Source organism: Nitrospirae bacterium YQR-1, from assembly GCA_039908095.1.
Lineage (GTDB): Bacteria > Nitrospirota > Thermodesulfovibrionia > Thermodesulfovibrionales > Magnetobacteriaceae > Magnetomonas.
This window is the reverse complement of the sequence record JAMOBJ010000002.1, coordinates 80,258-105,953: the sequence shown is the minus strand read 5'-3', so window position 1 is coordinate 105,953 and position 25,696 is coordinate 80,258. Positions and strand designations below refer to the sequence as shown.

The 25,696-nt window shown below is 41.6% G+C and carries 20 protein-coding genes and 2 tRNA genes; 15 read left to right on the top strand and 7 right to left on the bottom strand.

From position 1 onward, the window contains the following. Positions 1 to 197 precede the first annotated feature (197 nt). The 14 genes from H7844_02305 (at position 198) to H7844_02240 (ending at position 17,916) form a co-directional block, all read left to right on the top strand. Positions 198 to 3,200 carry a glycosyltransferase gene (locus H7844_02305; GenBank protein MEO5356112.1) on the top strand — a complete coding sequence of 1,001 codons (3,003 nt, stop codon included), beginning with the start codon at positions 198 to 200 and terminating at the stop codon, positions 3,198 to 3,200. 10 nt (positions 3,201 to 3,210) lie between these two features. Continuing rightward, on the top strand, positions 3,211 to 3,489 hold the full coding sequence (locus tag H7844_02300; protein MEO5356111.1) for a hypothetical protein: 279 nt from the start codon (positions 3,211 to 3,213) through the stop codon (positions 3,487 to 3,489). A gap of 139 nt (positions 3,490 to 3,628) precedes the next feature. Then, positions 3,629 to 6,964: a VCBS repeat-containing protein gene (locus tag H7844_02295; protein MEO5356110.1), complete on the top strand. Its 3,336-nt coding sequence runs from the start codon at positions 3,629 to 3,631 to the stop codon at positions 6,962 to 6,964. A 256-nt stretch (positions 6,965 to 7,220) separates the two neighbouring features. Then, entirely contained in the window at positions 7,221 to 7,556 is a 336-nt protein-coding gene (locus H7844_02290; protein ID MEO5356109.1) for a CCDC90 family protein, read from the top strand. A gap of 89 nt (positions 7,557 to 7,645) precedes the next feature. Then, positions 7,646 to 8,581 carry a glycosyltransferase family 2 protein gene (locus H7844_02285; GenBank protein ID MEO5356108.1) on the top strand — a complete coding sequence of 312 codons (936 nt, stop codon included), beginning with the start codon at positions 7,646 to 7,648 and terminating at the stop codon, positions 8,579 to 8,581. 188 nt (positions 8,582 to 8,769) lie between these two features. Further along, positions 8,770 to 10,266: a tetratricopeptide repeat protein gene (locus tag H7844_02280; GenBank protein ID MEO5356107.1), complete on the top strand. Its 1,497-nt coding sequence runs from the start codon at positions 8,770 to 8,772 to the stop codon at positions 10,264 to 10,266. A 5-nt stretch (positions 10,267 to 10,271) separates the two neighbouring features. Continuing rightward, a complete protein-coding gene (locus H7844_02275; GenBank protein MEO5356106.1) occupies positions 10,272 to 10,808 on the top strand; it encodes an OmpH family outer membrane protein in 537 nt (178 codons plus the stop codon). A 200-nt stretch (positions 10,809 to 11,008) separates the two neighbouring features. Beyond that, on the top strand, positions 11,009 to 11,461 hold the full coding sequence (locus tag H7844_02270; GenBank protein MEO5356105.1) for an Hsp20/alpha crystallin family protein: 453 nt from the start codon (positions 11,009 to 11,011) through the stop codon (positions 11,459 to 11,461). Between the two features lies 1 nt (position 11,462). Further along, positions 11,463 to 13,826, top strand: a complete 2,364-nt coding sequence (gene lon / locus H7844_02265; protein ID MEO5356104.1) for an endopeptidase La — start codon at positions 11,463 to 11,465, stop codon at positions 13,824 to 13,826. Positions 13,827 to 13,835: 9 nt separating this feature from the next. Beyond that, positions 13,836 to 14,828 carry a thiamine-phosphate kinase gene (gene thiL, locus H7844_02260; protein ID MEO5356103.1) on the top strand — a complete coding sequence of 331 codons (993 nt, stop codon included), beginning with the start codon at positions 13,836 to 13,838 and terminating at the stop codon, positions 14,826 to 14,828. Then, the gene (locus tag H7844_02255; GenBank protein MEO5356102.1) at positions 14,809 to 15,285 is read left to right on the top strand and encodes a DUF2062 domain-containing protein; all 477 of its coding nucleotides are present in this window, start codon (positions 14,809 to 14,811) and stop codon (positions 15,283 to 15,285) included. Before thiL ends, H7844_02255 begins: the two co-directional genes overlap by 20 nt. Then, positions 15,285 to 16,604, top strand: coding sequence for a 30S ribosomal protein S12 methylthiotransferase RimO (gene rimO / locus H7844_02250; protein ID MEO5356101.1), 1,320 nt, complete (start codon positions 15,285 to 15,287; stop codon positions 16,602 to 16,604). Before H7844_02255 ends, rimO begins: the two co-directional genes overlap by 1 nt. Continuing rightward, positions 16,601 to 17,458, top strand: a complete 858-nt coding sequence (locus H7844_02245; GenBank protein MEO5356100.1) for a site-2 protease family protein — start codon at positions 16,601 to 16,603, stop codon at positions 17,456 to 17,458. The genes rimO and H7844_02245 overlap by 4 nt, the downstream gene beginning before the upstream one ends. 167 nt (positions 17,459 to 17,625) lie before the next feature. Next, positions 17,626 to 17,916 carry a hypothetical protein gene (locus H7844_02240; protein MEO5356099.1) on the top strand — a complete coding sequence of 97 codons (291 nt, stop codon included), beginning with the start codon at positions 17,626 to 17,628 and terminating at the stop codon, positions 17,914 to 17,916. Positions 17,917 to 17,934: 18 nt separating this feature from the next. Here H7844_02240 and H7844_02235 read toward each other — a convergent pair whose 3' ends face one another. The 5 genes from H7844_02235 to H7844_02215 all read right to left on the bottom strand — a co-directional run bounded on the left by H7844_02235 (position 17,935) and on the right by H7844_02215 (position 23,689). Continuing rightward, positions 17,935 to 18,714: a class I SAM-dependent methyltransferase gene (locus H7844_02235; protein MEO5356098.1), complete on the bottom strand. Its 780-nt coding sequence runs from the start codon at positions 18,712 to 18,714 to the stop codon at positions 17,935 to 17,937. Between the two features lie 198 nt (positions 18,715 to 18,912). Continuing rightward, on the bottom strand, positions 18,913 to 20,211 hold the full coding sequence (locus H7844_02230) for a L,D-transpeptidase family protein (protein ID MEO5356097.1): 1,299 nt from the start codon (positions 20,209 to 20,211) through the stop codon (positions 18,913 to 18,915). Continuing rightward, entirely contained in the window at positions 20,211 to 21,293 is a 1,083-nt protein-coding gene (gene cbiB, locus H7844_02225) for an adenosylcobinamide-phosphate synthase CbiB (protein MEO5356096.1), read from the bottom strand. Before cbiB ends, H7844_02230 begins: the two co-directional genes overlap by 1 nt. A gap of 195 nt (positions 21,294 to 21,488) precedes the next feature. Continuing rightward, a complete protein-coding gene (locus tag H7844_02220) occupies positions 21,489 to 22,499 on the bottom strand; it encodes a flagellin FliC (GenBank protein MEO5356095.1) in 1,011 nt (336 codons plus the stop codon). A 179-nt stretch (positions 22,500 to 22,678) separates the two neighbouring features. After that, complete coding sequence (locus tag H7844_02215) at positions 22,679 to 23,689, bottom strand: flagellin FliC (GenBank protein MEO5356094.1); 1,011 nt, start codon at positions 23,687 to 23,689, stop codon at positions 22,679 to 22,681. Positions 23,690 to 24,231: 542 nt separating this feature from the next. Here H7844_02215 and H7844_02210 point away from each other — a divergent pair. Beyond that, positions 24,232 to 24,308 (top strand) — tRNA-Arg (locus tag H7844_02210). 191 nt (positions 24,309 to 24,499) lie between these two features. Here the strand turns inward: H7844_02210 and H7844_02205 are convergent. Together H7844_02205 and H7844_02200 are read right to left on the bottom strand one after the other, a co-directional pair. Next, positions 24,500 to 24,586, bottom strand: a tRNA-Ser gene (locus tag H7844_02205). A 401-nt stretch (positions 24,587 to 24,987) separates the two neighbouring features. Beyond that, a complete protein-coding gene (locus H7844_02200) occupies positions 24,988 to 25,536 on the bottom strand; it encodes a hypothetical protein (GenBank protein ID MEO5356093.1) in 549 nt (182 codons plus the stop codon). Between the last annotated feature and the right edge of the window lie 160 nt (positions 25,537 to 25,696).

Below are 25,696 nucleotides of genomic sequence, written 5' to 3'. Positions count from 1 at the left end.
CTCACTGAAGGGTAGCCGGGACAGCTGTTAAGGCTGACTCTTTCAATGACAATAGGTGCTCTGTAATGCCGAAACTTGACAAAACACTGCGCTTTAACTTAAAATTAAAAATAGTCATATTAAGAACAACACTATTATTTTTTCATAAGATAGCAGGGAGGTTATACCGTTAGGGTGAGAGAGCGGCTTATTTTTGTATGACAGAGACAGGCAGACCTGAAATAAGTGTGGTAATGCCGGCTTATAACCATGAGATGTATGTGGATGAGGCGATAGAGAGCGTACTTTCCCAGACATTCAAAGACTTTGAACTGGTCATAGTAAATGACGGCTCTACAGACGGCACGGAGGCTGTTATTAAACGATACGACGATCCCCGCATACGTTACTATTACCAGGAAAACGGTGGCTCACATGATGCAATAAACAAGGGAATTTCACTCTCACGTGGCGATTATGTCGCTATCATTAACTCAGATGACGCCTTCTACTGTGACCGCCTTGAGGTTCTACTGAACACGGCAAAAACCGAGGGGCTGGATTTTGTAGTTTCTGCGGTGACTCTGATTGACGGCAATTCCAACATAATCTCAGACCCAGCGCACATATGGATCAAGTGGTATGAAAAACTAAAGACTGCCTACAGAGAAAATGAATCTCCTCTTAAAGCAATCATGGTAGGCAATTATACAATCAGCACCTCCAATTTTTTTGTAAAACGCACCCTTTTTGATGAAATCGGTACATTAAGTAATCTCCGCTATGTTCTTGATTATGACTTTGCGATAAGGGCAATGAAGAGGGATGAGTCAAAGTTTCGTTTTCTGGTTGAGAGCGAACATCTTCTGTATCGTTTGCACGGTAAGAACACAATCCTTTCGGATACGGTGAGTGCTCACCTTGAGGCTTATGAGCTTATATCAGAGGCGGTGAAGCACATCTTTGGCAAGGAAATAATCCCGTCGGTTGACCATCTGAAGGAGATGACCTACTGTATCAGGTCACTAAGCGGGGGATACGAGAACTTTGCATCTCAGCTGCTTACCGAGCGTTATATAATAAGAAATTCCTTTAGCCATAAACTTGGTAAACTTCTCACTCTGCGCACCTTTAAAGAGAAAAAGGGTAAAACAGTAAAAGACGTACAATCACTGAAAGCAGGGATAGAGTTATTCATAGACGATGTTGATGTGGTATCTTTTGATTTATTTGATACAGTTTTTGACAGACACATTGAGCCACCCGAGCGGGTTAAAGCCCTTGTTTCCGAGCTGATTTCAAAGTATCTAAGAGACACATACGGCAAAGAGCTGGCGGCTATTGACATTCTTCTGATTAGAAATGAGGTTGAGACAAATCTTCGCAACTTTAATGCAACCCATGGGGAGGATTATGAGTGCTCTTACAAAAGTGTTGTAAGAGCAATGTCTGAGAAAATCCTCGGCAGGCTTGATGAGGACTTTGTCAAGCAGGTAATCGTTTTTGAAATCATAACGGAAAACCAGGCAATTTATGTAAAAGATGGAATGATGGATTTAATTAAATGGATAAAATCCAGGGGTAAGAAAATGATAGCTATCTCCGATATGTATCTAGATAAAGATATCTTGTGGGAGATTATACGATTGAAGTCATTGGCAGGGCTCTTCAGCTCTCTGTATGTATCATCGGAGAGAGCTTTAAATAAGATTTCAGGTAATCTGTTTAAACATGTAATGTTTTCCGAAAAAACACTTCCGGAGCGGATTCTTCACATAGGAGATCATAAAGAGGCCGATTATAAAGTGCCGGTAAGCCTCGGATTTAAAGCTATACGTTTTTATGATTTAAAACAGCACAAAAAAAAACACATTTTAAAGACATACAATACCCTGGCCAACAATAATATCTACTGGTGCGGCAGGTATCTGCTTCAGTTGGTTAAACCTTCAAGGGAAACCACGGAGAGCAGTTTTTTTTATCACTATGGTTATACACTTTTAGGGCCTCTTTATGCGCTTTTTGTTTATGGTGTCATTGAAGCGGTAAAAAGATTTCACCTGAAGAAGCTGTTTTTTATAGCACGTGAGGGGGACCTTTTTCTTGAGATATACAACAGGCTTGCCGGTAATTTTTTCAAAAAAGATGAACTGCCGGAGGCCCTCTATGTTTATATAACAAGAAAGACTACAGCGCTTCCATCAATCTATAAGGGGTTAACAAAGGAAAAAGCATGGATGACTTTTCATAAGCCGCAGAAAGAGGGGCTACAGTCACTTTTTGATGTTTATGGACTGCATGAGAGTGAGTTTGAGGAAATTGCTTTAAAATCCGGGTTTTTAAGCCTTCAAGAACCGGTAAGAGAAAAAGACAATTGGTGTTTGACTGTTATGCTGAAGGATCAGAGATTTCAAAAGTTAGTTAAGAAAAAAGCCAGGAAGGAAAGGCATATGCTCAGGGATTATTTACGCCAAACCGGTTTTTTTGGAAGTAAGTCCGTTGCCTTTATAGATATTGGATGGAGTGGTTCGATACAGAAGTTTTTAGATGATACTTTTGGTAACAGGCCGGACTATCCACACTTATACGGCTTGTATTTTGGCTTTAGTAATGGTGCAAGGTATGTTTTTAATTCGGCTAAAAACACTATCGTGGGCGTATTGTTTGATGACAGGTATAGTAGCCCTGTTGAGAGGATATTCAGCCGGTTTGAAGAGCTCTTTGAGGAGGGCGCAAGGGCACTACATGCAACTGTCACCGGTTATAAAAACAATCCTCACACAAAAGAAATTGAACCCATTTACAAAGATGACAGCGACAGAGCCAGAGAGATCGAACTGCAGCACAATTCTGATATATCCGATATAAGAAGAGGGGTATTGGATTTTACAGAAGAATTCCGGAAAGCGCTGGTATTAACTAACTATACATTTTCCGAGCTGAAACCGTTCTTTATGACCATGGCTGAACGTGCTGTTGCTTTTCCTAAAAAAGATGAGATAAAAGAGCTGTTTTCCATTAAGCATGCTGAGGATTTCGGCAGAAAAAACATTACAGACTTAAGTGGCTGTATGATAGAGAAAAAATCAGTGCTTCTAAGTCCGGCGGCATTTAAGAGGATTGTTAAAGATTCCATGTGGCGCTATGGTACGGCAAAAAGTCTGGGAATTCCGGGCATGAATGTTTTTTTCCGGCTGCTTGATATTGTAAGAGGAATTTAGTAGTGCAAATATGCCGTATTTAAAAAAAAACAACGACCTCTGTATTTGTGACCTGAAGCAGGTATTTATTATAAGTGTCCTGCACAGGTTTATATTCTACCTTAAATACAGATACATTCACTACTGTCCTCAGGTAAAAGAGATCATAACCGCATGGCTTGCGCACAGTGCCTTTTATCTTCACCGCAGTCTTATAAAAATTGGAGTTTATCTGAGAAAACTGTGGAGACTGCCGGCAAGAATTTTTCTATATGTGTTACGGCGTCTTTTCAGGGGAGTTGTTACGTAGTACCGTTTTGAGGAGGCTGTGGCGGACTGCATCACTGCCTGAGAAATTTATTCTATCCGCAAAAATTGACACAAAGCAGCTAAAAACGTTATAATTATCACTTACTAAGCACTAACAAGAGGAAGTCTTTTAACGCACTATGCCAGGGCTCTTTCAAGTAATACCGGTACTGTTACTGTTATTGATAAGCGGAAATGCCGAGGGCGGCCACAACGTCCGGCACTTTCCTGAAAATGTTCCTGAGCATGCATCCATCTATGGAGATATATCCACGCCCTTAGTGTTTGGTGACATTGATGGAGATGGAAAAAATGAAATCATCTTTGGAACTAAAAACGGCTATGTTTTTGCTATTGAGAGGGACGGGAAAAAGACCGGATTTTTGAAAGTTGGTGATTCTGTAAAGGTACAGCCGATATTGGTAAATTTTGAAAGAAACGCTCATCCCGACATAGTTGTCTTTAGCAGACTTTCCGAGTACAATAAACCGGCAAAAGAGAGTCTGATGGTTATCGTTGACGGAAAAATGTTTACCAAAAAGCTGGAAATTAAAATAGAAGGCAGTGTGGTTTCAAAACCTGCGGCTGCCGATTTTGACAATGACGGTAATGTGGATTTTCTTGTTTCAGGGCGTGGACTTTATTTAATAGACGGAGCTTATCTGGCAAAGATGGCTCCCCCTCAGGTGTATAGTTATTCCTCTTCAGGTGTCAGCCTTACATCCCCCGTGGTTGATGACTTTAACGACGACGGAATAAATGATTTTCTTATTCCATATACAAATAAGAATCAGTATTTTATAGACGTGTTTCTTTCGACCGGAAAAGAATTTGGTTATGTAAAAACCACATTTCCGGTCAGTGGCGAGATGAAAGTTCCTCCAACGACAGTTAGAACAAGGGATGATGCTGTTGTGCAATGGTTACTTATAGCTCCTGAGGCAGACAATAAAATTTCCTCATGGACACTTACATGGTCTCATGAGAGTGAGAAACTATCACTTAAGTTTAACAGCCGCAGTGCAGAGGTCCTGGCTGACGGTAAAAATCAGGTGCCGCTTATCTGTGAAAATGGAAATAGTTGTAAGTTGATGGCAAGAGCTCCGGATAACTCCACGTTAAGTTTCCTTGACCCGGTTAGTTTTAAAGGCGCGGACAGTACAGGTGGAATTCCTCAATATGCTAATATACCGGCTTATTTCAGAATTCGGCAAGGAGCTGCGGCGTCTCTGAGTACGGCCTTTATTGAGGATGGGACGCTCTATGTGTATGAGGCCGGCAAGAAGATAAAACTTGCCTCAGTATCCGCCGAAATTCCCGGCCTTGAAAAAATATATCTGTTTCCGGTTTTAAAAGACGGCGGCTCCGATTATATCCTTGCCGGAACAGACGGCGACAACAAAATATGGTTAGATGGCAACAATACATTTAAAGCTGACTTTGTGCAACCAAATGAGCACGGGTACTTAAATCAGGGAGTGTATCCATTGAAGGAAACTAACGCCTTTTTTGAAGAGATGGAAAATTTTATAGACATAAGAAATGAAGGCCGATTAAATGAAATGCTTAACTTAATGGCGCAGCTTTATCCGGGCAATGTGGATTTTCATAGAGGGGTGGAGGCATTAAAGACGAGAATAAAGGCGGAGGCACTGAGATATGCAAAACTTGAGGAGATGAAAAATGAGCTGAGAAAAAAGGCTTCTAAATATGATTATTTTCTGTTAGCGCAGTGGCTGCTTTCGGACAATATAGAAGTGAATCTTAATTATGTTGTAAAGCAAGACCCTGAGTTTCTGGAAGAGGAGCGGATAGCGGGATTGTACAAAGACTTAGAGCAGGTTAAATCTTTTTTGAAAGCCTTTTTTCCTATTACCTCCGGCATATTGGTTCTTATTGCAGTTGTTTTAATCATATTTAACTATTCTTTTTTTATAAAACTGTACCTTAATATTTTTGACCGTCTTGGCACAACCCTGTTATTCAAAAAACTGATAAGAGAGAGGGGCGGTGTTGAGGAATTAAATGAGTATCTGGAAGCTGAGGGCTATTTTAAGTGGCCGCTTGACCAAAAGACTGATTTCAGGTTCAGGATTTTCCTGGCTCTTTTATTAAAGGAAAAGAACCACCTCTGGTTTGAGGTTCTGAGTATCTATGAAATGGCCGTTCTTGCCTGCGGCGGCTTGAAAGACCAGGATAGGTGGACATTTTACCGGTATCTTCTGTACTTGTACAAAAGACTTTTTTACAAGAAAATCCACAGAGATTCTGTGTTTCTTTGGTTTGTTTTTCAGTTGAGGCACGCCTTTGCCAGTGACTTTTACGACTATCCCGACAGAGGGGATGCAGAGATATCACTTCTTAAGTATGAACTGGCCAGGGTTTTTATAAACATGAACGAGTACAAGCCTGCATTTAATTATTTCCATAAACTGATACTTCAAGACAGTGCAGCGGGACAGAGCCCTACAGCGGGGGACGATGTTTTAAGGTTTCTTGAATTTATACCGGAGAAGAAGCTTGAAAATTATTTTATTAATTATCGCAGGCATTTTTTCAGCAGAGTGCGGGGGCTGGCTGAGCAAATCAGGGTGTTGTCATTTTACCGGTTAAGGAACTTAAATGAAAGACTTGTTTCACTTATCAGCTCCATGTATGAGGAATGTTTTTTGAGAGGCGGTTTACCCAAAGTGATAGTGTCAAACTATACACCGGCGGATTTAGCCTGTGTTCACGGAGCGTTTATCACCATAAAAGCCATTAACAGGGTAAAAGGAACAGAGGTGGTGTTGCGCTGTATTTATAATAAGTACAAAGCACTCAACATAGCGTTGGACCCGCGGATTAAGGAACTTCCTGATATATTTGCAAGAGTGATAAATGTCCACAAAAATAAACGGTGGAGCGTTGTGGTAGAGCAGGCGTTACCATATAAGTCTTTAAAAAGGACAGCAGAGAAGGGGATTACAGTAAAAGAGGCGGTGGAGATATTGGTGTTACTTTCAGAGTGTTTGTTAAAGTATCGCTCCGGCTGGTTTGTACCAAACCTTCATCCGTCATTTATATTTAAAGAAGGCACAAACATTTATTTTTCGGCAACCGGAATATCCAAGCCCAACATGGACAGGATATATCTGAAAACATTCAAAAATAAGACAGGAGGAGATTTCTTTATAGACCCGTCTTTTGTAGAAAACCCGGTGGTTGAAAACGTGTTAAGTTCCACAGAGGCCATAGAAAAAAACACTGTAGCATTACTGGGTCTTATTGCGTATTATCTTATAGAGGGTAAGCCGTTAATAAAAGATAATTTTGTTTCAGGCCAGCATATTGTTCAGTTGACAAAGTGCAAAAGCGCCGGTAAGGCGATAAACTCAGCATTAAGTCCGCCCGATGAGAGGATATCTCTTAGTGAGTTTTGTAACCTTATACGGGAGATTTCATGGGAGCCGCAGGATGAGTCGAAAGTTTTGTAATACCAAGTAGCAGTCATAAAGAGTAACGAGGCGGCTGGGAGAAAGCTCCGGGATATACTAAAGCGTCGCTTTCCTCATTGCCGCCTGTGTTTACTTCTGACTGCTACTTGGCCTTTAGGGGAGACGTCAAGGAGCTTTCGACGAAGCCAACAAAGTTAATCGAATGAATGCAACTTGGTATAACGTGGATTTTGCCAAGGTGGTTGACAAGGCATGAAATATTTTTATACCATTAAACAGGAAGGAAATTAAAAATATGAAAGAAAGTGTAATTTTTGATACCCATGCATATGTGAAAAGGCTTAAAGCTGTAGGGTTTACTGAAGAACAAGCTGAGGTGCAAACTGAGGTTTTATCCGAGTTGTTAGAGGAAAGCCTTGCTACCAAACGTGACTTAAAAGAGCTTGAAAACATTCTTAGACGTGACTTAAAAGAGCTTGAGAATAATTTTAAGCGTGATGTGAAAGAGCTTGAAAACAAGGTTGCCCGTGATTTAAAGGAGCTTGAATTGAAATTATCTGTACGGCTTGGCACTATCGTTGCCGTAGGGATTGCAGGAGTTGCAGCGGTTATGAAGTTAATTTCACACTAAAATTCTTATAAATCAGAAATAATACATTGGAACCGGAAAAATTAGAGAAGGAATATCGTAATGAGTGTGAAATCTCCGTTGTTATACCTATGTACAATGAAGCGTCTAATGTTGCCTTTCTATTTCAGCGCTTAACCCCGATACTTGAGACAACCGGCCTCAATTACGAAATAGTTTGTGTTAACGACGGAAGCTCTGACGACACACTGAAGAGGCTGCAACAGGAAAGACAAAATAACCATGCAATAGTGATTATAGACCTCTCCCGTAATTTCGGCAAGGAGCTGGCCCTTACGGCAGGCCTTAAGTACACGGTGGGAAAGGCGGTTATCCCTATAGACAGCGACCTACAGGACCCCCCTGAGTTGATTATCTCAATGATAGCAAAGTGGCGTGAAGGCTTTGACGTTGTTTATGCTGTAAGACGCTCCCGATCCGGGGAGACCTTTTTAAAGCGTTTTACCGCTAAGATGTTCTACAAGACAATAAATTATATTACCGATATAGACATCCCCAGAGATACCGGGGATTTCAGGCTTCTTGACAGGCGGGTAGTTGACGTGCTTAACAAAATTCCGGAAAATACAAGATTTATGAAAGGGCTCTTTGCATGGGTCGGTTTTAAACAAACCGGTATATTTTATGACAGAGACCCCAGGTTCTCCGGTGAAACTAAGTGGAACTACTGGAAACTTTGGAATTTTGCTATAGACGGAATCACTCTTTTCAGTGTAACCCCCCTGAAGATTTGGTCTTATGTGGGATTTTCCATTGCTTTTTTATCATTCCTATATGCTTCTTTTTTAATTGTCAAAACATTAATCAGAGGGATAGATGTTCCCGGGTATGCATCCATTATGGTCACGGTACTGTTTATTGGTGGAATCCAACTTTTAAGCGTAGGGATTCTTGGTGAGTATATAGGACGGATTTACAGGGAGGTCAAAAGACGTCCCCTCTTTATTGTTAATAAAGTTTATGGAATAAATAAGGACAATGTTAATGAGGAGACCCCGGATACCTAACCACAGCAGCAGCTCAGCCCATTGTTCCGGGCTGAGGACTTAAGCAGATAAATCATGATTCAGACTTTTTTTATTTAATAAAATAATTTCAAACAAAAACATTGAATTAAATGTGTGAAGTATGTTATAAACAATGATAATTTAGTGGAGCCTTTATTGCTGTAAAGTTAAAAACATAAGGAGATGCTATGAAAAAATCGTCAATTATACTGTTTTCGTTTATATTTCTAATAATGAGTACCGGCATTTTATATGGAGCTGCAGATTATGTCTCAGAGGGAATAGCCCAGTTTAAGGAGGGCAATTACGAGGAAGCACTGGAACTCTTTAAAAAAGCACAGCAGGGACAGCCGGGCACATCAACTATATCTTACTACCTGGGTGTTACTTACAAAAAAATAGGTGATTTAAAAAGTGCTGAGAAGTATTTTAAAGAATCCCTCCATTTTGTGCCACCGGTGGCAGATGCATATATTGAGCTGATAGGCACCCTCTACGTCTCAGATAAACTAGATGAGGCGCGCCAGTGGATTCAAAAAGCGGAAAACGACAAAATACTCCCAGGACAAATCGCTTTTTTAAAGGGACTGGTATTGCTTAAAGACAATGACAACGAGGGGGCAATAAGCTCATTTAAAAAAGCAAAGGAGCTCGATTCAACAGTCATTCAGGCTGCGGATTTTCATCTGGCTATAGCGTACAGCAAGGAGAGGCAATTTGATGAGGCAGGCGGCTATCTCGACAAAGTGGTTGCGGCAGACCCTACCTCTGATATGGCGTCATTTGCAAAAGAGTACCAAAAGGAAATAGCAAAAGGCAAGGAGGCATTTAAAGAATGGCAATTTACCGTTGGTGTATCCTACAGGTATGACGACAATGTACTGTCCAAACCCATTGATGATATCCCTGGAGTAGATATATCAGGCGAGAAGGACAGCGCCATTCTGAACCTCTTCAGAATTGATTACCGTCCAAACCTTGGCAGCAAGTGGTTTTTTAATGCTCAGTACAATTTCCTTAGTACTGTCTATTTTAAAAACGAAACACATAACCTGTTTATAAATAGTTTATCACTAAGCCCGGGGTATAATTTCAAGGACTCCGCTCTGTCCTTCCCCCTTACATACACACATGCGATACTTAAAGATAAGTCCTACATGGGGGTTTTGTCACTTAAGCCTATTTACAACTGGATTTTTGTGCCAAACAATATAGCACAGGCATATGTGGGCTATGAATTGCGTGATATGATGGCAAAGATATATGATCCGGATGAAAACCGTGATTCCAACAAGTTTCTGGGCGGCTTCGGTTATGTTTATGTTTTCTCCAAAGGCCAGGGAATGTTTAACTTAAAGTACGAGTACTCATATGACGACACTGTGGGTAGTAACTGGGTAAATGACGGACATAAAATAAATGCCGGTCTTGTCGTGCCTATCGAGGAAAAACTATCCGGTATCATTACGGGCGAGGCTTTTTTCCAAAACTACAAGAATGAACACAACGTGTTTTATGTTCACAGAAAGGATGATTCATACACCTTTGGCGCCAGCCTTGTCTGGCAGGCACTGAAGAATTTTAACGTCAACTTTAACTACACACATACAGATGTTACCTCCAATATTTACATCTATGAATACAAACGAAACATGTTTACCACAGGGGTTGAGTACAGGTTTTAGATTAGATGATAACTAAAACAACAAAAAGTTTTTTAATACTCCCTGTAATGGTATTTCTGCAAATACTTACAGTGTATGCTTCCCATGCGCTAAGTGCTGAAGCTGTAAGGATTGGAATATTTGAAATTCAGAAGATAATAGCTGAGGCTAAACCGGTAAAACAATACCGGAAAAGATATGATGATACGCTTACGCAAAAGAAAGCCCCTCTTTTACAGAAAGAAGAGGAGGCTAAAAAATTAAAGGAAAAAATAGACAAGGGCGACCTCAAACTGGATGAAAAGTTAAAACTGGAAGAACAGTTCGCCCAAAAACTTAGAGAGCTAAAACGCCAGAAAGAGGACCTCGATCAGGAAGTGCTTCAAATGGAAAAATGGCTGAAAGCTCAGGTTTTTAAGGACCTTAATGAAATAATAGCAGAAATAGGGAAAAAGGACGATTATACAATTGTAATAGAAAGAAACACAGGCGGTATTGCTTATGCCAAACCTGCTATTGATTTAACTGACAAAATCATAGAATTGTACAACCAAAAGAAATAATATTGTTGCTGTAATCTTAGTTTTACTCAAATATTAACAGGAAAACCGATTTTCTATACCGGAATTCAGTTAAGTTTTTCATGTTTGCTTTTTTTGTATGTAAATGTTAAAATCGCTGAGGCAGATATGTCTTAGTTGCTGATTATGAAAATGCAAATGGTTCGGGGGGAGTTGGATTAAAGTCAGGCAGCACCGCTGAAATGGCAGTTAGTGCAGTTTTTAAACAAGCCGGCAAAGATTATATTATGAAAAAGGCAACTGTGTCAGAGATTACAAACATAAAAGAGTGTATGTTTTATAGCACTGATGCCGCAAGAGCAATGCCTCTTATGGACATATATGAAACTGATGACCTGCTTGTGTTTGAGATAGATGCGCCTGGGATAATCCTGGAAGAGGTCAATGTAAAAGTCTGTGATGACCTTGTGGTAATTGAGGGAGACAGGAGGAAGACAACACGCTCTGAAGGAAGCCGTTTCCTCTGTATGGAAAGGTGTTATGATCACTTCAAACGTGTGGTGAAACTACCGGTAAAGGTTAATGTTGCTACCGGCAAGGCTGTTTACTCCAAAGGCGTAATAAGGCTTACTTTTGAAAAGATTAAGGACAGAGTTATACAAATTACTATCGAAAGAGGGACAATAGGAGATTGAGATGGGTGAAGCTGATAAAAAAATAGATGAAAAAGAGCTTGAAATTCCGGAAATGCTGCCGGTACTGCCGGTCAGAGATATAGTTGTATTTCCTTATATGATAATCCCTTTATTTGTAGGACGTGAAAAGTCCATCAGCTCTATAGATTCATCATTAAGCACCAACAGGATGATAATGCTGCTGACCCAGAAGGACCTCAACACTGAAAACCCCGCCATAGATGAGCTTTATCATACAGGCACTGTAGGGCTTATTATGCGTATGCTGAAGCTACCGGACGGACGCGTTAAAATACTGGTTCAGGGGCTTACAAAAGCACGTTGCTCCCAAATATACGAAAAAGACAACATCTATGTTGCCCATATACAGAAAATTGAGGAAAAAAAACCGGAGGTTCTCACCCTGGAGGTAGAGGCCCTTATACGCTCGGTTAAGGAGCAGATAGAGAAAGCTCTGTCTTTGGGTAAGACGATTTTACCCGATATTATGATAGTGATAGAAAACCTCGATGACCCCGGCAGGCTTGCAGATTTAGTTGCTTCAAACATCGGGTTAAAAACTGACCAGGCGCAGTATATTCTTGAGATTGAGAACCAGTTTGAACGGCTAAAGAGGGTGAGTGAGGTTCTTAACCGTGAAATTGAGCTCCTCATAGTGCAGCAGAAAATCCAGACGGAGGCTCGCGGTGAGATAGATAAAACCCAGAGGGAGTACTTCCTCAGAGAGCAGCTTAAGGCTATACAGAAAGAGCTTGGCGATATAGACGAAAAGATGGAGGAGATCCGGGAATTCAGAAAGAAAATCGAAGAGGCGAAGATGCCTGAAAAGGTTCAAAAGGAAGCTGAGAAACAGCTTAAACGCCTTGAGAAAATGCACCCGGACAGTGCAGAGGCCGCCACTGTCAGAACATACCTCGACTGGCTTGTGGAATTGCCGTGGTCTAAATCCACTAAAGACAACATCAACATAAAAACGGCAAAAAAAGTATTAAATGAAGACCACTACGATCTGGAAAAAATAAAGGAGCGGATTTTAGAGTATCTTAGCGTAAGAAAGTTAAATCCGAAAATGAAGGGGCCGATTCTATGTTTTATAGGGCCGCCCGGAGTGGGAAAGACCTCGCTTGGAAAGTCCATAGCAAGGGCGCTGGGCAAGGAGTTTGTGCGTATGTCCCTTGGCGGGGTGCGAGATGAGGCTGAAATACGAGGCCACAGGAGAACCTACGTGGGTGCATTGCCGGGCAGAATCATACAGGGCATAAAACAAGCCGGAACTAATAATCCCGTCTTTATGCTTGACGAGGTTGATAAAATCGGTACGGATTTCAGGGGAGACCCCTCATCAGCCCTCCTTGAGGTTCTTGACCCGGAGCAGAATAACTCTTTCGTTGACCACTACATTGCAGTGGCCTTTGATCTTACTAAAGTCATGTTTATAACCACGGGCAATATCGCCGACACCATTCCAGGACCACTTAAGGACAGAATGGAAATAATCAGTCTCTCCGGTTACACGGCTGAGGAGAAAAACGGCATAGCAATAAATTATCTGATTCCTAAACAGTTTCAGGAACACGGTCTTACAAAGGGAGTGCTGAGAATATCCAACTCAGCCCTTAACCTTCTCATCACTCAATATACAAGAGAGGCCGGCGTAAGAAATCTCGAGCGTACTATAGCCAAACTATGCCGTAAAGTAGCTAAACAGATAGCCGAGGGGAAGCGCAGAAAGTTTCTCGTAACTAATAAGAACCTTTCAAAGTATCTGGGAGCACCGAGGTTTTTACCGGAAGAGGAAATGAAAAAAGACGAGGTCGGTGTCACTACAGGATTGGCATGGACAGAAAGCGGCGGTGACATTATATATGTTGAAGCCACCACAATGAAAGGCAAAGGCAACCTTACCATAACCGGGCAGCTTGGTGATGTTATGAAAGAATCGGCTCAGGCGGCTCTTTCGTATGTCCGTTCCCGAGCCAAAGAACTCGGCATTAACGAGGATGTTTTCTCAGAAAAAGATATTCACATACACGTACCGGCCGGTGCTATTCCAAAAGACGGCCCCTCTGCGGGCATTACTATAACAACGGCTGTTGCCTCAGCTCTTATCGGTGTCCCTGTCCACAAAAACATTGCTATGACCGGTGAGGTAACTCTCAGAGGAACGGTCCTGCCTATTGGCGGTCTTAAAGAAAAAACTCTTGCAGCAAAACGGCTCGGCATAAGAAGAATCATAATACCAAACAGAAATCAAAAGGATCTGGACGATATACCCAAGTATATCAGAAAGGACATGGAGTTTATACTTGCTGAGACCATGGATAACGTCCTTGAAATAGCTTTAAAGAAACCGGCTGCAACATAGTCTGACACTATGAAAAACTCCGGAATGGGTGAGCTGTCCCTTGTAAAACACATAAGGGAGAGCTTTTTTAAAACTGCCGAGGGGCTGATTGTAGGAATTGGGGATGACGCCGCCGTCTTAAAACCTCCGCGCGGTCTTCTTACCGCAACAACAGATGCGATGATGGAGGGGGTACATTTTGACCTTTCGTATTGTACCCTATATCAGGTGGGATATAAACTTGTCAGTGTAAACGTAAGTGATATTTATGCCATGGGAGGGCGTCCGCTTTACATGCTGTTGTCACTTGCAATCCCTAAGGAAAGAGCCAAACTCTGCATTGATGAGTTTTTAAACGGTCTGCGGAGTGCTCTGACTATTTATGATACAACTTTAGTCGGAGGGGATGTGACCTCATCACAGTCAGGGCTGGCCCTAAGTGCCACACTCATAGGAGTTGCAGAAAACAGTCCTGTTATGAGAGCAGGGGCAAAACCAGGCGACAGGGTTTACGTTACGGGGCAGCCCGGAAACTCGGCGGCGGGTTTACAGCTCCTCAAGAAAATCAGGCGCCAGATTCACTTAGAAAACGCCGAGACGATAGATGATTTTCATATACCATGGAGCACCTTGAAGCCGCTTATCACAAGACACCTTATGCCCACAGTCAAACATCGCCAGTTTACTGAAAACATAAACGCTATGATAGACATCAGTGACGGCCTCTCCATTGACCTCAGGCGTCTTTGCACTGAAAGCGGTGTCGGTTGCAGGCTTTATGAAAACTATCTGCCTGTATCTAACGAATTAACTGATTCATGCAGCTACCTTGGAGTTGACCCCATTGATTTATGTCTTTGCGGTGGTGAGGACTATGAATATCTTTTCACCTGTTCCTCTGCCGCCGATGTTACAGATGCTGTTTACATTGGTGATATTGTCAAAGAGGGTATTACAATTGTAACTAAAGACGGCAATGAAACAGAGCTTAAGGAATGTGGGTATGTACATTTTGAAGATTAGAAATGCCTTTAAGCAGCTCCTTGGCCTTGACGATCCTCCTTTTTTGATCGCCCTGTCTTTTGGCATAGGGGCGCTTATCGGGTTCTCTCCGCTCTTTGGCATTCACACCCCCTTAGCCCTTATTCTGGCTTGGGCTTTCAAACTAAATAAGGTGTCTATCATAACAGGTGTCTATCTGTTGAACCCTTTGACTATGGTTCCGATATATACATTTGGCACATGGGTTGGAATTAAAGTCTTACGCAGTGATGCCTCCGTTGCAAATCTTAATTTTAAACACGTGACATTGTCCAATATAGGAGAGACTTTTGGGGCACTTTTTTGGCCGTTTTTTGTCGGCAACACTATAACCAGCATTATTGGAGGTGTATTAAGTTTTCTCATTTTATTTTATATCATCAAACTAAGATCCAGACTAAAACCGATTGAGGCAAACACACTGCCACATAACCAATAATGACCACCCCTACCGCCTTTATAATTACACTGGGCTGCCCTAAAAACCGGGTGGATTCTGAAAATCTTGAGACCCTCTTTCATAAAAACGGCATAAACACCGTCTCTTCACCTAAAGACGCATCTTTTTTAATTATCAACACCTGTGGGTTTATCGAGGATGCCAAACGGGAATCTATTGGTGAAATCCTCTCACTCATAGACGAAAAAAAACAGGGCAAAAAAATACTTGTTTTTGGTTGTCTGGCGCAAAGGTATAAGGATGAGCTTATGGCGGAAATTCCTGAAATTGATGCTATCTGGGGAGTAGGCAGCGAGGATGAAATAATCCGCTACTGCAAGGAGACCCAAATATCAGATGAGTTAACCGGCAAAAAGCAGCTCCGGCTGAAGATGCCCCCTAATCAACCCTATGTTTATTTAAAAGCAGCCGAGGGCTGCAATCGCAGCTGTTCGTTCTGTGTTATACCCTCAATAAGGGGGAAATTCAGAAGTTTCCCTGTGGATAGCATTATAGAAAACGCTAAAATGCAGATACTGAGCGGTAAGAAGGAGTTGGTTTTTGTAGCTCAGGACCTTACCTCCTATGGCTCAGACTCAAACACATCACTGCCCTCATTAATCAGGGCTGTGGCTGCCATCAGCGGGGATTTTTGGATACGTCTCCTTTACCTCTACCCAACCTCCGTTACTGATGAACTCATTGCGTGCATCAGAGATGAGGAGAAAGTGCTCAAGTATTTTGATATTCCGTTTCAGCACTCCGAGGATAGGATACTAAAAGCTATGGGACGGGGAGGCGGTAAGATTCACCAATTAAAACTTGTAGAAAAAATTCGCAGCCGGATACCTTCAGCAACACTTAGAACAACCTTTATAATCGGGCATCCAGGAGAGACAAGAAGTGATTTTACAGCCCTTATGAATTTTGTTAATGAGGTGCGCTTTGACCACCTTGGTGTGTTTTCGTACTCCGATGAGGAGGGTACACTCTCACACACAATGCCCAAAAAGGTATCTGTCAGAACAATTAAAAAACGTATTGATGAGATAATGATGCTTCAGGCTAAAATCTCATATGAGAAGAATCTGGCTATAATCGGAGGCACATATCCGGCTCTGATTGACGAGGCCGGTGAAAATGTTTTAATCGGACGTCTTGCGCGCCATGCTCCTGAAATTGACGGTAATGTTATTATAAATTTATCCGGCGATGAAAAAATGAGTCACAAAACCCTTTCAAGTTTTATAAACGTAACTATAACCGATGCCTCTGAGTATGATTTAACAGGAAAAATTCTTACTACCGGTATAAAATGAATATGAAAGCAACCACCTTTGCACAGAAAATAACACCTCTGCATGTAGCGCTTTTTTTTCTGACATTACTATCCACACTGGTTGCCGGTATGATTCAAAAGGGGATAAACCCATTAAGTTCACCCGGTAAATTCTATGAAGGGTTGCCGTTTGCTCTGACCCTTATGGGGATTCTTCTTTCGCATGAGCTTGGCCACTATGTAGCATCGGTTAAACATCACACATTGGCTACACTTCCGTACTTTATACCGGCGCCGTCTATATTCGGCACATTTGGTGCATTTATAAAAATGAAATCTCCCATTCAAACTCGTACCGCCTTAATAGACATCGGCGCCTCAGGGCCTATAGCCGGATTTGTTTTCTCACTAATCGCCTCAATTGCAGGTCTCATGGGTTCGGAAGTTGTAAAGACAACCGGCACAGAGGGCATAGTTCTGGGTGATTCCTTATTATTTACTCTTTTATCTAAAATTATAATCGGTACACCTCCTGCCGGATACGACATAATGTTAAACTCAGTGGCATTTGCCGGATGGATTGGTCTTTTTGTTACATCGTTAAATCTCCTGCCGGTTGGGCAGCTTGACGGCGGCCATATTGCCTATGCTGTAACAGACATCGGCCACATGTGGATGTCAAGGATAATTGTCGCAATTCTTGCCTGTATGGGCGGGCTCTACTGGGAGGGATGGCTTGTATGGGCTTTTTTAATGATTCTCCTTGGCATACATCACCCGCCGGTTTACTTCGCTGAGTTCCCTCTCCATGCTTCAAGGAAAAAAGTCGCTGTCATCTCTTTAATTATTTTTATTATCACTTTTATGCCGTCTCCTTTTATATTAAAAGATTAAATAAACTGCTTATGCAGTTATTGATCTTCCCCCGATTCAGTGGACACAAAGTTTCAGTATTCTATCTTATTTAACTGTCCACTGAATCGGGGGAAGATCAAAAAAAAAACTACTTTACATTTTTTTATTCATTTTGTTACACTAATTTTATGGCAAGGAAAATTGATATGTTGCAGGTATATCATCGGCTAAAGGGAGCGCAGCTTAGCAGCAAGGCCGCTAATCAGCTTATTTCGCAGCCTGCTACCAGGTCGGATGTGGATGAGCTGTTAATTGAGTTAAAAAAGGTACTTGCTACAAAAGAAGACTTGAGAAATGAAATCAACAGGCTGATTGCTGAGCAGAAAAAAACACGTCAGGCAATTATGATAAATATTTTAATCATTGCTGTTCTTTTTATTCTGAACAATCCGGCTTCTTTAGATTTTGTCTCAAACCTTTTAGGGATTTTTCAGTAACGGCTGTCACCATTATGTTCATTTAAAACAAGCAACTGAAAATGCCGGTCCGTTGGGGTGCTCAGGTTGTTCAAATGCCGGTTGAATATCTTCAAAGCCAAAGAATCTGAGTGCAGACAATATGTCTTCTCTGAGCATCCAATGGCTGTAAGGGGTAGTGCAGTCGGGGACGGAACAGGAAGGCACCCCGCCGTAATAGTACCTATAGAGGGTGTGTTTAAATCCTTGATAGTTATGCTCCTGAGATGTTTCCTCTGTGAAAAAACCGTCTATGAGGGCATTGTTTTTTATCCGTTCCTTGTCGTAGTAATGGCTCCAAAGGTAAAACTTATCACACACCCTTGAAATAAGCGATATTAACTCAACAGGATTTATATCCTGGTACAAAACACCACTTGCAATGCAGACGTCAAATTTATCCTCAGTTACTCGAAGGTACTCTGTTAAATTACCAAGGTGGAACCGGCTCCGCTTAAGCTCCAATATTTCTTTTATAATAAGGCATTTCATGTATGGCACTGAGTTTGTCTCTATAGAGAGTACTGATTGTGCCCCCATCTTTTCGAGCATATATGAATAAGCGCCTTCTACCGGACCAAGCTCAAGTATGTTCCGGTTATGAAAACCTCCAAGATACATTTGAGCCCACAGAAGCCTCGGGTCTTCAAATAGCGGCATTGCACCGGCTTCTGATTTGTCATATGGCGGTGGCAGTTTGCAAATCCACTGTCCTTTAAAGATATCAAGCACATTTTGCACATCCACTCCGGTGGTTATATGGTCATCACTGATTTTCAAAGGCGGCCTCCTTTGCGATTTCTTCTAAAAGTACACAGCTTGCCGTATTTAGAAATTTAACCACAAAAAACTTATACCAAGTTACAGTCAAAAGAGTAACGAGGCGGCAAGAAGAAAGCGACACAGGCGTACTATGCTCGTACGTCAAGGAGCTTTCGACGAAGCCAACAAAGTTAATCGAATGAATGCAACTTGGTATTACAGATGTCTCCAACTCTCTTCAACTATCTTATAGTCACCCGGACAGCCGTACAACACCAGTGTCTTTATGCCTTTGTCTGAAACCGTATCTGAGGTGTACTCCTGTGTGAAACTTACCTCTATGCGCTTTCCAGAGACAACTTTAAATTTTATATCCTTAGCATTAACTTTCAAACTTTTTGAAGCCTTAAATAATCCCTTCTTATAAGCCTTCCATTGTTTAACATTCATCCCGTCAGATGAAAAAGCCGGGGAATAATGGCTTATGTACTTTTCGATATCCTTTGACTGCCATGCCGCTCTCCATTTAGATACTATGGTTGAAACATGCTTAGACACTATAGGTTCAACATCCATCTTGTTAAATTCCTCGGCTATTACCTTAAATTCATCGCTGCCACCGCCCCCTGTCAGGTACAGAAGTTTTGTGCCGTAAGAAAGCACATTGTCGGCACAGTAGAGCTGATTGAACTTATACATAAGAGCATTGGAATTCTCAGTGAAAATGTTTATATCCGAGGTTACCACTTTTCTGTTGGGATAGACCTGCATAAGTTTCTTTTTTTCAGCTAAATATCTCTGTGCGGTTCCGTTTGACTCCCCTTTGAACTTAGTATCAAAGAAACTGGCAAACCCCTCATAATCACCCTTCTCCCAACTGGTTATAAATTTTTTGAATATATCCATATATTTCTTTTTCTTTTTCTTATACTCTTCTATGTTAAGGAAATGAAGATGTTCGGAAATAATCACAGGCGTTCCTAATATAAGAAAGGTCTTCAGATGTTCAAAGTCTTTGTTTTGTAGAGCAACACAACCCTTGGTCTTGTTATCGTTTCTCTCCTCGCCCATACCGTGAATCCAGATGCCGTGCCCGGTGCGTCCCATGTTTTTGTCCACTATGTTGGGGTAATTAAGCGTTAAAGCGCCGTCACCAAACAGCTTGCGGTCCAGCTTCTCCGGTGGTATATACTTTGTTATGAAATAGAAACCCTCAGGGGTTTTCAAATCCCCTTCTCTTACTTTTGAACCATTATTTTCACCTGTTATTACCTTGTAGTCTTTTACGATGTATGGAACGGTATCTTTAACAGTTACCGAATAGAGAGTGCTTGTGGTTTTATCTACGAGTATTACATTGAAATTATCGTTGTTGTCTGTAAAAACATTACCGGAGAGGGAGTCTATATGGGACTGCTCCTTGGAAGTCCCCTCAACAGCATATACATTGCCGCAAAACAGTGCTGTTGCAACAGCAAAAAACGACGAGATGAATAAAAATACCTTCTTTAACACTAAAATACCGGTACCCTCACAAAAATTGATAATGCCGGCATCAAGGCAAAGCCGGCTGCCGCCGCAAATGATGTAATTTGCAAAGCATCTGCTATTTTGACCAAATCAACAGCTCCTCCATCGTCACCTATGACAGACTTATTTACCAAAATACCGCTGTAGTATGAAGCTCCCCCCAATGCTATGCCCAGAGCACCGGCCATCGCCGCCTCAGGCCTTCCCGCATTTGGGCTCGGATGCTTACCACCGTCTCTTACCAACACCATAATGCTTTTATAAACTGACAGGCGCTTTGCTCTGTCTGTGTCCCCTTTTCTTATAATTACATAAATTACCGAATAGTATAACATAGATATAAATTTTAAAGCAAGAGTGCCGGCAACTATTAAAAAAGCCGTCAAACGTGATGGGATAAAGTTTGTTATATCATCAAGTTTTGCCCCTGTTTTGCCAAAATATAAATATTTTGTGTTTTTATATCCAACCATCGAGTCTATAGTGTTTATCGCCTTATAGGCAAAAGCCAGTGGCAGGCCTCCAATGGCAAAATAAAACATTGGTGCAATTACTCCGTCCGATAAGTTCTCCGAAAGACTCTCTATCGCTGCCTTTATAATTGCCGGCTGTTCCATCTGATGCGTATCACGACCGACAATTGAGCTCAGAGCCTTTCGTGAGCCTTCTGTATCACCGCTTTGTAACAGTTTATATACCAGGACCACAGAGTCTCTGAGCCCGCAGTAGGCTATTGAAAATGAACCAATAATGCCGATAATTATGTCTGACAGTGCAAACCTGCCGCCTACTATAAACACATTGCCAAAAACCTTGTTTGTGTAATAATTTATAAAATAAAAAAAAACATATGTTACAGAAACAACGGCGATAACCATGACTGCTCCGCAAAAAAGCTCTCCGCCTTTTGTGCTTGTAAGTTTCCTGAGGCTTGTCTCTGATTTTTCAATCAAAAGGCCTATTGCTTTTACAGGGTGTGGAAACCACCTGGGGTCGCCTATAAGCAAATCCACAATAAAGGCAATAAGAAGTTGCAGCGGTATGCCCGCAAGGTACTGTATGTCCATATTATTATATTAACTCCTTCTAAGAGACTCCCTCCATGTGTTTGTTTTTAAAGTCTTTTCTTTATTTGTCATTCCCAACTTGATTGGGAATCCACTTCTTTTTTCCTCTATAATAAGGATATGGATTCCCTTTTTCAAGGGAATGACAAAAAAAAGGGGGAGGAAGCACCCTTCCTCCCCGGAGTATACGAAATTTTATCTCAACAGGGCAAGTACGTTTTGCGGGGCCGAATTGGCCTGAGCCAAAACCGAAATGCCGGACTGTTGTAGAATCATAGACTTAGTAAGGTTTGCTGTTTCGGAGGCAAAGTCGGCATCCATAATTCTGGACTTTGACCCCTGAGTTGTCTCTATTACGTTGTCTATGTTTCTGATAGATGCTTCAAACTGGTTAGCCTTAGCTCCCATGTCTGATTTTGAACTGGTTACAAAATTTAAAGCTGCATCAATCGCAGCAATAGCATTTGAGGCTTGCGATCTGAATCCGGTAACGCTGGTTGAATCTGCTACCTGAAACGATGCTATACCGGTATAGGTAATACTGCTTTTAGCCTCAAAACTCCAGTTAGGCGGATATCCTGCACCGCTTACAAAGCTGGCATCCCCTATACCATTTACTCCGCTTGTGGTAGCGGTGTGAATATCTTTTAAGTAAACGATTGCTCCATTTTTACCGGTTGGAGTAAATATCGGGCCACCCAGGGCATCTGTGTTCATTGAGCCGACTGCAACCCTTATCTGGGCGTCACTGGCTGCATAGCTTGTATGGATTCGTTGATCAAAAGCACCGGCAAGCAGCCTCTTGTCATTGAACTTGGTCTGCTCCGATATTCTCCCTATTTCCTCTACAAGTGAATTTACTTCCTTTTGCATGTACGATATATCGGTTACGCCATACTGCCCGCTCATTGCCTGCACGCCAAGCTCACGAATTCGCTGTAGGTTTTGAGTGATTTCATCCATTGCACCCTCGGCAGTCTGCACCATTGACATACCATCGTTGGCGTTTCTTACCGACACGGTCAAGCCTCTGACCTGTGAAGTCATTCTTGTTGCTATTGCAAGCCCTGCTGCATCATCCTTTGCTGAGTTTATCCTGTATCCTGATGATAATCTTGCCATTGCATCCTGCAACGGAGTTTGTGTTCTTCTCAAATTACGTTGAGAATTAAGAGACATTATGTTTGTATTTATTACAAATGCCATGGTAAACCTCCTTGCGTCTTTTTTAAATAGCATCCAGCTATTCGGTTAATCTACAAGTCAATATGTCCTAATACTATAAACACTAATTCTACATCTCATACACCTCCAAATATTTCAATAATTCAACTTATTGGGATTACAACCCAATTCTGTTATCCTCCTGCTTTATCAGTATTTTTCTATCTCAACAGTGAGAGCACATTTTGCGGAGCCGAGTTGGCCTGAGCCAAAACCGATATGCCGGACTGTTGTAGAATCATAGACTTAGTAAGGTTTGCTGTTTCATTAGCAAAGTCGGCGTCAATAATTCTGGACTTCGACCCCTGAGTTGTCTCTATTACGTTGTCTATGTTTCTTATAGACGCTTCAAACTGGTTTGCTCTTGCACCCATGCTGGCTTTTGAGCTTGTAACATAATTCAATGCCGCATCAACTGCAGCGATAGCATTTGACGCTTGGGACCTAAACCCTGTCACACTGGTTGAATCCGCCACCTGAAAAGCCGTTGTTCCGGTAAAAGTGATTGTGGATTTAGCTTCAAAACTCCAGTTAGGCGGATACCCTGCACCACTTACAAATGAGCCATCCCCTATGCCGTCTATTCCGCTCGTTGTAGCAGTATGGATATCTTTTAAGAATACGGTTGTACCATTTTTACCGGTAGGCGTAAAAATCGGGCCACCCAGGGCATCCGTGTTCATAGAACCGATTGTAACCCTTATCTGGGCGTCACTGGCGGCATAGCTTGTATGGAGCCGTTGATCAAAGCCCCCGGCAAGCAGCCTTTTGTCATTAAATTTAGTTTGCTCTGAAATTCTCCCTATCTCCTCAATAAGGGCATTTACTTCCTTTTGCATGTACGATATATCGGTTACTCCGTACTGCCCGCTCATTGCCTGCACGCCAAGTTCACGAATTCTCTGAAGGTTCTGGGTGATTTCATCCATTGCGCCCTCAGCAGTCTGCACCATTGACATACCGTCGTTGGCATTTCTTACCGACACAGTCAGACCTCTTATCTGAGTGGTCATTCTTGTCGATATTGCAAGCCCTGCTGCGTCATCCTTTGCTGAGTTTATCCTGTATCCTGATGATAATCTTGCCATTGCATCAGCAAGCGGAGTCTGGGTTCTTCTTAAGTTACGCTGTGAATTGAGGGACATTATGTTTGTGTTTATTACAAATGCCATGATAAACCTCCATGTGTCGTTTTAGTCTAATAGCATCCGGCTACTAGTTTTAATAGTAATTGCACTTAACGGTTCTGATACAACACCGTCTATATACTTAATTTATAATCTTAAATAAATTAAGCTGACAGCGGTTATGTATCGTTGATAAGTTTGTGATGGAGAATTATTATTGTTGCTGCAGTTATTAAAGTCATGTCAACCTCCTTGTAATTTCACCAATTCTGACAGCATCCGGCTGCCGTTTTAAACCTAAAAACAAATATTTAACTTACTACTTTTTTATTGTCGTGCCCAGTGAGCTTTACGGTACTGTATCCTTACAATACCTAAACACTGTTAACACTTATTGCCTTCTATTTGTCTTCTTTCTTTCCTTTTTTTCCTTTCCTTTTTCCTGCTTTTAATAGTTTATCGGTAGTATTTTGGAAAAACTTAACAGTGCTTATAATAAAGACTGAAATCATAGAAATCCTCTGTATTTAACGGGTACATGCATACGTATTGACAAAAGGGTTACAGTAGCGGTAGAATCAACGATAGCGCCCATGGCTCAACTGGACAGAGCGTCGGACTACGGATCCGAAGGTTGGGGGTTCGACTCCTCCTGGGCGCGCCAATAAACCCATGTTGGCTACCATTCTACAATGTTTTTTAATTCAAATTCAAAAATAGGCCGTTGACCAATGTTGACTATTAAATAAGGACATTCCAATGAAGCGCACATTAAAACAAGATTTTTTTGTGGTTATCCACTGGGATGTTTATATGAAATTTGAATAAAAAAACACTGTAGAATGGCTTATGGAGCGGAGAGGGTGGGATTCGAACCCACGGTAGATTTGCACCTACAACGATTTTCAAGACCGTCGCTTTCAACCGCTCAGCCACCTCTCCACTGTGTCACTATCAGCTTATATAATACAACAACAGATATAGAATTTATCAATAGAAAAAAATAAGAAAAAAAGTTATCCTGTACATGGCAGGGTAATTTCTGATTAAACACCACCAAATCAAAAGGGCTGCTCATACCTGTAATAATTGTTGCACAGCTTTCTCATAGTAGTGTTTTGTATGCCCCGGAGCTTGTGAGGAGTGCAACCACAGTTAGAGAAGGCAAAATTGTTTCACCGGCCTTCCATGGCCTCTATACATCACAGTCTTTTGCCCTCCTGCCTGTTTTCCGTACACAGGTGTTAATACTATCGCCTAAGGTACTACTTAAAGCACGAGGGCACCTTACTACCGGTTTAAGCGTTTGTCATTTACACCTGCTATAGTTTCTCCTTAAGATTTTAAGAATTAACTGTGTTTACAAGTGCCAGGTATTTTTGGTTCAGATAATCCGGACTGTAGTTCATGGTCAGATCGGTATAAGTTACCTGCCCATCCGCATCATGGTCCAGTGTGTTAAATGTTGTTGAGTCAACACCCATTGACTCCGCCTCTGTTGAGCTCAGGTACCCATCTGAGTCGGTATCATATTGTACTATTGTAGATTTAGAAGTGTTATCTACCCGGTCTTTGAGATAAGTGTACATGCTCTCATCCGTGCTTATTTTATCATCAGAATTTACATCCATCGTTGTGAAATCTTCGCTGCTGATTCCTGCAGTGCTTGCCTCTGTTGAGCTTAAGTAACTGTCGCCGTCACTATCAGCATTTTCCATAAATGACTTTGTAGCAGATAAAACATTATCACGGTCAGTAGTGCCACAAACTGTTAAATACTCTTTTTGAAGAGTTTGTGCGAAATTATTAACTACTTCCTGTAGTTTACTTGTTGAACTACTGCTGGTTGATGAGTTTGATGTTACTGTACTTACTGAGCTTATGTCTGACATATTAACCTCCTTAAATCATTTATTAAAGTTTGTATCACTAAACACATTGTTATTGTTGTTGCAAAAATCATGCCAGAAATAATGTAGTAACTTAAAAGCATCGGCTAACACTGCCGGCGGTGCTTCAGGCAACCTTATACCAAGTAGCAGTCAGAAGTAA